The 10,474-nt window shown below is 72.7% G+C and carries 11 protein-coding genes; 5 read left to right on the top strand and 6 right to left on the bottom strand.

Annotated features, from left to right (window positions below):
• Nucleotides 1-237 precede the first annotated feature (237 nt).
• The 3 genes from AB0I91_RS04050 to iolD are packed head-to-tail and all read left to right on the top strand — an operon-like array spanning nt 238 to nt 3,931.
• The gene (locus AB0I91_RS04050; protein WP_498771922.1) at nt 238-1,197 is read left to right on the top strand and encodes a Cgl0159 family (beta/alpha)8-fold protein; all 960 of its coding nucleotides are present in this window, start codon (nt 238-240) and stop codon (nt 1,195-1,197) included.
• A complete protein-coding gene (iolB, locus tag AB0I91_RS04045) occupies nt 1,194-2,075 on the top strand; it encodes a 5-deoxy-glucuronate isomerase (RefSeq protein ID WP_498771924.1) in 882 nt (293 codons plus the stop codon). Before AB0I91_RS04050 ends, iolB begins: the two co-directional genes overlap by 4 nt.
• A complete protein-coding gene (gene iolD, locus AB0I91_RS04040; RefSeq protein WP_499635114.1) occupies nt 2,072-3,931 on the top strand; it encodes a 3D-(3,5/4)-trihydroxycyclohexane-1,2-dione acylhydrolase (decyclizing) in 1,860 nt (619 codons plus the stop codon). Before iolB ends, iolD begins: the two co-directional genes overlap by 4 nt.
• 15 nt (nt 3,932-3,946) lie before the next feature.
• On the opposite strand, the gene AB0I91_RS04035 is transcribed toward iolD, so the two are convergent.
• The 3 genes from AB0I91_RS04035 to AB0I91_RS04025 form a co-directional block, all read right to left on the bottom strand.
• Nucleotides 3,947-4,306, bottom strand: coding sequence for a hypothetical protein (locus tag AB0I91_RS04035; protein ID WP_498771928.1), 360 nt, complete (start codon nt 4,304-4,306; stop codon nt 3,947-3,949).
• Between the two features lies 1 nt (nt 4,307).
• Complete coding sequence (locus AB0I91_RS04030) at nt 4,308-5,162, bottom strand: hypothetical protein (protein WP_499635111.1); 855 nt, start codon at nt 5,160-5,162, stop codon at nt 4,308-4,310.
• Between the two features lie 105 nt (nt 5,163-5,267).
• Nucleotides 5,268-5,975, bottom strand: coding sequence for a Crp/Fnr family transcriptional regulator (locus tag AB0I91_RS04025; RefSeq protein ID WP_499635108.1), 708 nt, complete (start codon nt 5,973-5,975; stop codon nt 5,268-5,270).
• A gap of 259 nt (nt 5,976-6,234) precedes the next feature.
• On the opposite strand from AB0I91_RS04025, the gene AB0I91_RS04020 reads away from it, so the two are divergent.
• On the top strand, nt 6,235-7,362 hold the full coding sequence (locus tag AB0I91_RS04020; protein ID WP_498771934.1) for an NADH:flavin oxidoreductase/NADH oxidase: 1,128 nt from the start codon (nt 6,235-6,237) through the stop codon (nt 7,360-7,362).
• Between the two features lie 75 nt (nt 7,363-7,437).
• Here AB0I91_RS04020 and AB0I91_RS04015 read toward each other — a convergent pair whose 3' ends face one another.
• The gene (locus AB0I91_RS04015; protein ID WP_123745067.1) at nt 7,438-7,623 is read right to left on the bottom strand and encodes a DUF3073 domain-containing protein; all 186 of its coding nucleotides are present in this window, start codon (nt 7,621-7,623) and stop codon (nt 7,438-7,440) included.
• A 162-nt stretch (nt 7,624-7,785) separates the two neighbouring features.
• Here AB0I91_RS04015 and AB0I91_RS04010 point away from each other — a divergent pair, with 162 nt between their 5' ends.
• Nucleotides 7,786-8,667 (top strand): DUF8083 family protein, encoded by an 882-nt coding sequence (locus tag AB0I91_RS04010; RefSeq protein ID WP_498771936.1) that lies wholly within the window; start codon nt 7,786-7,788, stop codon nt 8,665-8,667.
• Here AB0I91_RS04010 and AB0I91_RS04005 read toward each other — a convergent pair.
• Together AB0I91_RS04005 and AB0I91_RS04000 are read right to left on the bottom strand one after the other, a co-directional pair.
• Nucleotides 8,620-9,816 carry an MFS transporter gene (locus AB0I91_RS04005; protein WP_498771938.1) on the bottom strand — a complete coding sequence of 399 codons (1,197 nt, stop codon included), beginning with the start codon at nt 9,814-9,816 and terminating at the stop codon, nt 8,620-8,622. The two genes, AB0I91_RS04010 and AB0I91_RS04005, sit on opposite strands and share 48 nt — an antisense overlap.
• Nucleotides 9,817-9,862: 46 nt before the next feature.
• The gene (locus AB0I91_RS04000) at nt 9,863-10,444 is read right to left on the bottom strand and encodes an RsiG family protein (protein ID WP_498771940.1); all 582 of its coding nucleotides are present in this window, start codon (nt 10,442-10,444) and stop codon (nt 9,863-9,865) included.
• Nucleotides 10,445-10,474 lie beyond the last annotated feature (30 nt).

Genomic DNA, 10,474 nt, shown 5'->3' with positions numbered 1-10,474 from the left:
GACTCCGGCGTGGCTGCGCACCCCGGTGTGGCTGCCGGACCCGACTTGGCGATCGGACCCGACTTGGCGATCGGACCCGACTTGGCGATCGGACCCGACTTGGCGATCGGACCCGACTTGGCGATCGGACCCGACTTGGTTGCGAGCCGCGGCGGGGTTGCCGGCCCTGATCGGGGCGACGATCACGGCGGATTTTGCGCGGTCGGTGCCCGCTCCGGCCTTGGCGGGAGGCGTCAGGTGATCAGCGACGAGCGGTGGGCGGCGCTGTTGGAGGCCAGGGCGACCGACCCGGCCGCGATCCGCCGCGCCTACCAGACCCGCCGCCGGCGGAGCCAGTTGCTGTCTGACCAGGGCACCCTGTTCCTGGTGGCGGCCGACCACCCGGCTCGCGGTGCGCTGGGTGTCGGCGGCGACCCGCTGGCCATGGCCGACCGCCGTTCCCTGCTGGACCGCCTGCTCACGGCGCTGGCGAACCCGGCCGTGGACGGGGTGCTCGGCACGCCGGACGTGATCGAAGAACTGCTGCTGCTCGACGGCCTGCACGACAAGGTGGTCATCGGCTCCATGAACCGCGGCGGGCTGGCCGGTGCGGATTGGGAGATCGACGACCGGTTCACGGCCTACGACCCCACGTCGATCGCGGGCAACGGGTTGGACGGCGGGAAGATGCTGCTGCGCCTGGTCGACTCCGACCCCGGCACCGTGCCCACGCTGGAGAGCTGCGCGGCGGCGGTGTCGGCGTTGGCGGAGCGCAGCCTGATGGCGTTGGTCGAGCCGCTGCCGTACGCGCGCGACGCGGCGGGGGAGTTGGTATTGCAGCGGGACGCCGCGGCGTTGGCGCGGGCCGGGAGCGTCGCGGCCGGGTTGGGGGCGACGTCGGCGTTCACCTGGTTGAAGCTGCCGCCGTCGCCCGACGAGGTGCTGGACGCGACGACGTTGCCCGCGCTCGTGCTCGGTGGCGTGCCGTCCACCCGGTTGAGTGACGACCTGGCCTCGTGGGGCCGGTCGCTGCGTCACCCGACCGTGCGCGGGCTGGTCATCGGGCGCGCCCTGCTCTACCCGCCGGACGGTGACGTGGCCGGGGCGGTCGACGCGGCGGCGCGGGTGTTGCGCACGGCGCGGGAAGTCACTCGATCAGGTGACGGCGAGACCATCGGCGAGACCGTCGGTCAAGCCGGGAGAGGTGGGGCGGGATGAGCCTGCACCGACCGTTGGGCACGCTGGCGGACGGGGAGAACGCGGTCGAGCTCACCCCCGAGGCCGCCGGGTGGGATCACGCCGGGTTGCGCGTGGTGTTGTTGCACCCCGGTGGGATGACCACGTTCGAGACCGGTGATCACGAAGCGTTCGTGCTACCGCTCTCCGGCGGGTGCGTGGTCGAGGTCGACGACGAGCGGTTCGAGCTGCGCGGGCGGGACTCCGTGTTCACCCGCGTCTCGGACTTCGCCTACGTGCCGAGGGACGCCACCGTCCGCCTGTCCACAAAGGACGGTGTCGAGGTCGCGCTGCCGACGGCCCGCTGCGACCGCAGGCTGGCGCCGAAGTACGGCCCGGCCGAGGACGTCCCCGTCGAGGTCAGGGGCGCGGGCAACGCCACCCGCCAGGTCACCAACTTCGGCGTCCCCGGCGTCTGGGACCACGCCGACAAGCTCATCGCCTGCGAGCTGATCACCCCCGACGGCAACTGGTCGTCCTACCCGCCGCACAAGCACGACCACACCTGCGACGTCGTCAACGAGGAGATCTACTACTTCCGCATCGCCGGCCGCGACAAGGTCACCCCATCGCGTGAAGGGTTCGGCTTCCACCGCACCTACACCGACGACGGCGACATCGACGAGGACGTGCTCGTCCGCGACGGCGACGTCTTCCTCATCCCCCGCGGCTACCACGGCCCCTGCGTCGCCGCGCCCGGCTACCCCATGTACTACCTGAACGTGCTGGCGGGCCCGAACCCCGAGCGCTCCATGGCGTTCTGCGACGACCCCGCGCACACCTGGGTCCGGGACACCTGGGCGAGCCAGGACCTCGACCCCCGCTGCCCGGTGACGACCGCCGAAGGACGGGTCGAATGAAGCTCACCACCAGGCTCACCACCGCACAGGCACTCGTCCGCTGGCTCACCGCCCAGCACACCGAGCTGCCCGACGGCCGCCGGGCGCCGCTGTTCCCCGGCGTGTTCGCGATCTTCGGCCACGGCAACGTCCTCGCCCTCGGCAACGCCCTGGAGGACGCCAAGGAACAACTCCCCGTCTGGCGCGGCCACAACGAGCAGGGCATGGCGCTGGCCGCGGTCGGCCTCGCCAAGGCCACCCACCGCCGCCAGGTCGGCGTCGCCACGTCCTCCATCGGCCCGGGCGCGCTGAACATGGTCACCGCCGCCGGCGTCGCCCACGCCAACCGGCTGCCCCTGCTCCTGCTGCCCGGCGACACGTTCACCAGCCGCGCGCCCGACCCCGTGCTCCAGCAGGTCGAGCACTTCGGCGACCCGACCACCACGGTCAACGACGCCTTCCGCGCGGTCAGCCGCTACTTCGACCGCATCACCCGGCCGGAGCAGCTGCTCAACACCCTCCCGCAGGTCGCACGCGTGCTCACCGACCCCGCCGACTGCGGCCCGGTCGTGCTCGCCCTCCCGCAGGACGTGCAGGCCGAGTCGTTCGACTTCCCGGACGCCCTCTTCGCCCCGGTCCTGCACCGCCCGCAACGCCCGCGCCCCGACACCCAGGCCCTCGCCGAGGCCGCCGCCACCCTCCGCGCCGCCCGCAAACCGCTGCTCGTCCTGGGCGGCGGCGTCCGCTACTCCCGCGCCGCCGGCCGCGCGATCCGCTTCGCCGAACAACACGCCATCCCCATCGCCGAGACGACCGCCGGCCGCACCGAAGTCCCCCACGAGCACCCCCTGCACGCCGGGCCGCTCGGCGTCACCGGCTCCGCCTCGGCCAACGCCCTGGCGGCCGAAGCCGACGTGGTCCTCGCCGTGGGCACCCGCCTGCAGGACTTCACCACCGCGTCGTGGACGGTCTTCGCCCCGGACGTCCGGATCGTCTCCCTCAACACCGCTCGGTTCGACGCCGTGAAGCACGGCGCGCTGTCCCTGGTCGCCGACGCGGACGAGGGCCTGCGCGAGCTCACCGACGACCTCGGCGACTGGCGGGCCGACCCGACCTGGGCCGCCCGCGCGACCGAGGAGCGGGGCAAGTGGGACGCGCACGTCGACGGCCTGCGCGCCCCCGGCGGCACGCCGACGTACGCGCAGGTCGTGGGAGTGGTGAACGAGGAGTCCACCCCGGAGGACTACGTGCTGACGGCGTCCGGCGGCCTGCCCGGCGAGCTGATCGGCGGCTGGCGCGCGGTCGGCGAGGCGACCATGGACGTCGAGTACGGCTTCTCCTGCATGGGCTACGAGCTGGCCGGCGCGTGGGGCGCGGCGGTCGCCCGGCCGGACGGCGTGGTGACCGCGCTCGTGGGTGACGGCTCCTACCTCATGCTGAACTCGGAGCTGTTCTCGGCGGCGTTCGCCGGGCACGGTTTCGTGGCCGTGGTGTGCGACAACGACGGCTACGCGGTGATCCACCGCCTCCAGACCGGCCAGGGCGGCACGGGCTTCAACAACCTCTACGACGACGTGACGACCCGGCACGCGAACCCCCCACGCACCGATTTCGCCGCGCACGCCGCCTCGATGGGTTGTGCGACTTTCCCGGTGGACGACCTCGACGGCCTCCGCGACGCCTACCGAAAAGCCCGGGAAGTCGCCAAGACCGAACACCGCCCGGCCGTGGTGGTGATTCGCACCGACCCGTCCTCGTGGACCGAAGCGGGCGCGTGGTGGGAAGTCGGCGTGCCGGAAGTGGCGCACCGCCCGGGGATCACCGCGGCGCACGACGAAGTGGCCGCCGGTAAAGCGAAACAAATTCGCTACCTCTGACCCGGCCGGTCGATTTCACCGCCCCGCGGTGGCGCCCGCCGCGAAGTCCTCGGCCACCCGCGGCAGGGCCGGCCCCACGTCGTGCAGCACCGCGCGCAACGGCCCGGCGGCCTCCGGGCGTTCCCACAGCATGGTGTGGATCGAGCCGCGCCACTCGGTGGTGAACTCGGCCCGCGCCAGCTCCAGCCGCGCCCTCGGCACGGCGACGAGCCGGCTGCGCGCCTCGTCCAACCGGGCGCTGACCAGGTCGACCAGGTCGGGGGCGAGGGCCGCGGCCACCCGGGTCCGCAGGTCGGGCCACTGCTCGGTGTCCGCCACCGTCGCCAGCGCGCCCGCGGCCGCGCCGGCGAGGAGTCTCAGCGGTTGCTCGCGCACCTCACGCCCTCTCGTCGTTGTCCCTGCGGTAGGTCGGGCCGAAGTGCGAGCCCCGCTGGTCGTTGCGGTCGAAGTGCTGGATCACGTCGGCCTTCTGGTGCGTCACGTGCGCGTCGCGGCCCGCCTGGATCACCGTCGACCCGCCGGAGGCCACCGCGCTCTGGTTCACCGACGGCGAGCCCACGACGGGCGAGACAGGCTCGGGCGTGACCGGGTCGGGCGTGACCGGCTCGGCCGCGGCGCCCGGCTCGTCGACCGGCCCGCCGCCCAGGACCAGCGCGTGCACGTCACCGCTCGGCAGCCACATCCACCCGTGCCCGTGGAACGTCTTCACCCGCACGTCCACCCGCCGGAAGTCCTCGGGCCGCAGCGTGGTGTGCCGGGCGGCGACCAGCGACGTGAACAGGGAGTCCGACAGCACCACGACGAGGTCCGAGTGCGGCGACTGCTCCAGCGCCGCGTGCGCCGGCTCGCTGTTGAGCAGCCTGCTGACCAGCACGGCGTCCTGCCCGGGGTAGCCGTTGGCGCCCTCGACCGTGGTGCCGAAGTGGATGGCCATCCGCATCCGCAGCTTGGCCTCCGGTACCCGGTAGCGGTTGGTCGAGGCCAGCTCGGCGTCCAGCGCGCGCACGTACCGGTCGACGACGTCGCCCTCCGGCGTCGTGGCGGGCAGCACGGCCCACTCCTCGTCGCCCTTGGCCTGCCGCCGCCACGTCGAGCGGTCCAGGCCGGCGGCCGCGCCCGCCCGGTCCAGGCTGCGCACCAGCAGCTCCTGGAGCTCGCGCTGGAGCAGGTCGTCGGCCGACCCGTAGCTCCTCAGGTCACAACACACCAGCAGACTGCGCTGGAAGCTCATCGGCCAGGCCTTTCGACGGGTGCTGACGCACTGCGGACACACGACTGCGCAGAGTCACTGTGGACTACTGCATCGGCGGGAATACCGCAGAAATGCGGTCTCGCGTCAGAAGCCCGCGAATTTCCTCAGCCCCGCCAGATCCGGCACCAGCACGTCACGCCTCAGGTGACTCACCACCACCCCCGCTTTTCGCAGATCGGAGAACGCCTTCTCGGCCGTCCTGGGCTTCATCCCGGCGATGGAGGCGAGTTCCACCTTCGTCAGCGGAATTCCCAACGTCCACCCGTGCGACTCTTCGCGCCCGTAGGTCTGCACCAATTCGGCCAGCACCCGGGCCACCCGTTCGGCGGCCGGGTGGGACAGGAAGTCCCGCCGGCGCTGGTTCGCCCAGCGCAGCCGGTCGTTGATCATCCCGATCAATTCGACGAAGACGTCGTTGCGCCGGTGCAGGAACGCCATCAGCTCGCCGCTGGTGATCAGCTTCGCGACCACGTCGCCACAGGTCACGACGGTGGCCGAGCGCGGCTTCTGGTCCAGCGCCGCCATCTCGCCGACCAGGTCGCCCGCGACCCTGATCGCGAGCAGCGCCGTGTCACCCGTCTCGTCCGTGGTCTGCACCTTGACCACGCCGTCGAGCAGCAACAGGACGTGAGTGTCCTTCGCGTCCTGCTCGATGACCTCGCGGTCGGCCGTGTACCGCACGACCGTGCCGATGTTCAGCAGCTCTTGTCGGGTGTTGTCTCGGAGGCGACCCAGGAGGCTGTTGCTGGGCCACCCTGGATCCTGCGTCATCGTGGTCGGCATGGGCAGCATGTGGATCCTGTTACTGTCGTGACCGGCGGGAACTTCCAATGGGCCGACCTGCGTCGGGCGGCAAGTGATGGTCTCCCCGAACGTGCTGCGGACAGTACACCCGAATGGGCGTAACTGGTGTCCTCTTGTTCGGCGTTTTGCCGGCCGACCTCCCATTGAAGATCACGTGCGAATGCACGCGCAATACCGAATCGAATGGAATTGCGCAGCTCCCGTGAGGTGGGACGGGGGCCACACCGGGGAACAAGGGGCCGATCCGGTGGACTTGGACGTGGTGACGCGCCGCGAGGCCGTCGTCGTACCGGAACGCCTCCAGGAGTCGCACGTGAGCCAGCTGTTCAGCCCGCTGACCCTCCGCACGGTCACGCTGCCCAACCGCATCGCGGTCAGTCCCATGTGCCAGTACTCGGCGCGCGACGGTCACCCGGACGAGTGGCACCTCGTGCACCTCGGGTCGCGCGCGGTCGGCGGCGCGGGCCTGGTGTTCACCGAGGCGACCGCGGTGCAGGCCATCGGGCGCATCTCGCCCGAGGACACCGGGCTCTGGGACGACGCGCACGTCGAGTCGTGGCGGAAGGTCGTGGACTTCATCCACGCGCAGGGCGCCGTCGCCGGCGTGCAGCTCGCCCACGCCGGCCGCAAGGCCTCGACCTACGCGCCGTTCGCGGAGCAGCGGGGTGGGGTCGCGGACGCCGACGGCGGCTGGACGCCCGTCGCACCGAGCGCCGTGCCGTTCCACGAGACCTACCGGACGCCGGTCGAGCTGGACGACGAGGGCATCGCCGGGGTGGTCGCCGACTTCGCCGCGGCGGCGAAACGCGCGCTGGCGGCCGGCTTCCGGGTGGTCGAGGTGCACGCCGCGCACGGCTACCTCCTGCACGAGTTCCTGTCGCCGCTCAGCAACCACCGCACCGACGCCTACGGCGGTTCCCCGGAGAACCGGACCCGGCTGGTGCGCGAGGTCACGGCCGCCGTCCGGGAAGCCGTCGGCGAGGACGTGCCGGTGTTCGTGCGCATCTCCGCCACCGACTGGGTCGAGGGCGGCTGGACCGCGGAGGACAGCGTCGTGCTGGCACGCGACCTCGCGGCCCTGGGCGCCGACGTGATCGACGTGTCCACCGGTGGCAACACGCCCACGGCGGACATCCCGATCGGCCCCGGCTACCAGGTGCCGTTCGCCGAGGCCGTGCGGCGGAAGGCCGACGTGCCCACCGGGGCGGTCGGCATGATCACCGACGCCCGGCAGGCCGAGCAGGTCCTCGCCGATGGCTCGGCCGACCTGGTGCTGCTCGGCCGGGAGCTCCTGCGCGACCCGTACTGGCCGTTGCACGCGGCTCGGCAGTTGGGGGTGCAGGTCAGCCCGCCGAGGCAGTACGCCAGGGCGTAGTTGGGCCCGCTGCAAAGGTCGGGCTGCCGGTCTGGATAACCGGCAGCCCAACCTCAGCAGCGGGTGTTGTGTGTGTCAGCGACGGTAGTCGTCGTATTCGTCGTCCGACGGGTCGTCGAAGCGTTCTTCGCTTCGGCGAACACCTGCGGACTCGCCGCCGGACAGCTCGCGTTGCAAGGCGTCGACGTCGATGTTGTGAGAGCTGTATTTGAGCTCCCGCGCCACCTTGGTCTGCTTGGCCTTCGCTCGGCCGCGCCCCATGGCTCGACCCCCTCGCACAGGGACGGGGGCGGCCGGGGGAACGGCGGCCCCACTCGTCTCGACAACTAGTTCCTGGTAACTACCGTACCGTGTCGAAGGGGTTCCCCGCGACGCGGTAGGCGTGACACGTACCGCCAAATCTCACCGTGGGAGGATGCGCGGGTGCCTCAACCGTTCGTCGCCTACCTCAGGGTGTACGAACCGCTGTCGGCTCTTGACGCACCGTTGGCGGATCAGGTGCGAAAAGCCCTGGAAGACGGGGTCTTGAGCCGTGCGGACGTCGGCGCGCGCGAACGGGAGCTGTGGTTGCGATCACAACTCGCCCGGCCGCGCCGCCTCCTGCCCGGTGAGCGGTCGGACGGCAGCGTCTCGCCCGACGCGCCGTTCGACGTGATGACCATCAGTCCCGCCGAGGTGCCCGGCGAGGTCGGCCCGGGTCCCCTGGTCTGCCCCTTGGACCTGCGCGCCCGGTCGGCCGCCGCGCTCGTCGGCTTCCTGGCCACGGCCACCGGCCCGTTGCGCGAGGAAGCCGTGGCGGTGGAGCCGGAGGAGATCCGGTCGCGGGCCTCGGCGGTGATGGCCGAGCTGACCGCGGGCGCCGTGCACGTCATCTCGACCACCTGGACGGTGCCGCTGCCCTGGTTCGCGCTGGTCGAACCGGAGGCGCGGCGGGTCGTGCTCGCGCCGAAGGGCGACCCGGAGCGGCAGGTCTCCTGGCGGGTGTCCATGCCGGACGCCCGCGCGCGGGTGGCCCGCGCGCACCGGGTGGTGTCGGGTTCGCTGGGCGAGGCGGGTCCGGCCAAGGTGCTCGCCGACACCGGGCGCTGGCTCGACCACTTCGCGCCCGACTCGGCCGTCGAGCTCGACTACGGCGGGTTGGTGCAGCTCATCGACGACGAGGACCTGCTCGAGGACAGCTCCGCGACCGACGTGAACGCGATCGTGGACGCCCTGGAGACCGGTGACGCCGAGGAGGTCGCCCTCCGGTACGAGCGGCTACGGGAGTTCTGGGGCGAGCTCGCGCGCCGCGAGCGGCACGGCTAGCAGCACGCGGGCGCCCACGGCCGCCGCCGCGGCCACGAGCAGGGCGGCGGGCCAGCCGACGCCCACCGCCACCAACCCGGCCAGCGGCGGCGTGACGGTGGCGCTCAGGTAGTTGGCGGTGTTCTGCATGCCGAGCGCGATCCCGGTCCGGCCGGGCGGCGCCAGCTCGCCCGCCGCGGTGATCGCGACGCCGTTCCAGCACAGCGCGAGCGCCGCCGTGGGCACGAGCACGGCGGCCAGCAGCCACACCGGGGCCCGGTCGAGGGCCGCGCACAGCGCGAACCCGATCGCGATCAGCACGCTGAGCACCTTCAGCGGCCCGACCCTGGTGGCCGACCGGTCCGACCACACGCCGACGAGCAGCCGGCCGACACCGCCGCTGACCTGGGCGGCGGCGAACAACCCGGCGGCCAGGCCCACGGCCACGCCCCGGTGGTCGTGCAGGAGCTCGACCATGAGGGCGGCGGCGGTGAACTGGGGCACGACGAGCAGGCCGCTCGCCGCGCTGAGCCGGATGAGGCCCGGGTCCTTGAGCACGAGACCGTGCTGCCCCTGCCCGGACCGCACGGCCCACGGCGGCTCCCGGATCCACAGCGCCACCGCGATCGCGACGAAGCCGGTGAAGCCCGCCAGCGCCAGGAACGCCGCCGGCACGCCGGCCCGCAGCGCGACCACCGGCAGCACGGCGGCGGCGAGGGCCGCGCCGAGCGGGGTGGCGGTCTGCCGGATGCCCATCGCGAACCCACGCCGTTGCGCGGGGAACCAGGTCAGGACCGCCCGGCCGCTGGCGGCGTTGACGCTCGCGCCGAACAGCCCGACGCCGACCAGCGCCACCCCGGCCACCACGGGCCCGTCGAACGCGGCCAGGGCCAGGCACCCGGCCGCGCCGAAGCCGCCGATGGCCATGACCAGCCGCTCACCGCGCCGGTCGGCCGCCGCGCCCCACAGCACGAGGGTGAGCATCGTGCCCAGGTTGACCGCCCCGAGCAGCATCCCGACCTGCGGCAACGACAGCCCGAAGTGCGCGCGCAGCTGCGGGGTGATCGCCGGCAGGCCGAGGAACACCGCGGCGTTGGCGCCCTGGGCGACCGCGCCGACCGCGAGCACCACCCAGCGGTACCGGGGCGAGGCCGAGCGTTGTTGTGCCATCGACCGGCCACGTTAGGCGGCCGGCCCACATGTCGGGAGAGCGTTCCTATTCCTTGGAACGGCCGGGGTTGGCCGGCCAGCCCCGCTCCGCGGCCAGCAGCTCGTCGACCGAGGCGCTGCCGCTCTGGTAGCGGCCGGCGATCTCGGCGTTGAGCTGGTCGACCACGGCCTGCACCTCGCGCCGCCGTGACGAGACCGAGGCCTCTTCGCCGACGAACACCCGCAGCGCCAGGATCAGCTTGTCGTCCGTGAGCGCGCTCACGTCCGACAGGTCGACGTCCGAGACGAGGGCCTCGACGTGCCGCCGGTGCGCCTCCGCCCGGGAGGGCTCCTGCGTCTGGTACCGCCCGTGGCCGGTCGCGGGACCGACGGCGTTCGAGGCGAGGATGGTCGCCAGCTGGTCGACCACCGCCGAACCGCCGGACGTCCGCCGCTCCTGCTCGGCCCGCACGATGTCGATCCGCGCGTGCAGCAGCCTCCGCAGGTACGACAGGTCGGTCTCCTCCTGCGCCGCTTCGTCGCGCAGCGCGCGCACCTCGGCGAGCGGGAGCCGCTCGACCCCCTCGGTGTAGTCGGGGGCGAGCACCCGGTCGATACGGCGGCGCCCGCCGGGGCGCACCTCGATCACGTACTCATCCTGAGGTAGTTCGTGTCCACC

The organism is Actinosynnema sp. NPDC049800 (assembly GCF_040656635.1).
Taxonomy (GTDB): domain Bacteria; phylum Actinomycetota; class Actinomycetes; order Mycobacteriales; family Pseudonocardiaceae; genus Actinosynnema.
Note: the sequence above shows the minus strand (reverse complement) of the source record. Positions and strands in the feature narration are given on the sequence as shown.

Coding starts and splice junctions, on each gene's coding strand:
- iolB (WP_498771924.1), top strand. CDS start 1,194: ATGAGCCTGCACCGACCGTTGGGCACGCTGGCGGACGGGGAGAACGCG.
- iolD (WP_499635114.1), top strand. CDS start 2,072: ATGAAGCTCACCACCAGGCTCACCACCGCACAGGCACTCGTCCGCTGG.
- AB0I91_RS04030 (WP_499635111.1), bottom strand. CDS start 5,162: ATGAGCTTCCAGCGCAGTCTGCTGGTGTGTTGTGACCTGAGGAGCTAC.
- AB0I91_RS04025 (WP_499635108.1), bottom strand. CDS start 5,975: ATGCTGCCCATGCCGACCACGATGACGCAGGATCCAGGGTGGCCCAGC.
- AB0I91_RS04015 (WP_123745067.1), bottom strand. CDS start 7,623: ATGGGGCGCGGCCGAGCGAAGGCCAAGCAGACCAAGGTGGCGCGGGAG.
- AB0I91_RS04005 (WP_498771938.1), bottom strand. CDS start 9,816: ATGGCACAACAACGCTCGGCCTCGCCCCGGTACCGCTGGGTGGTGCTC.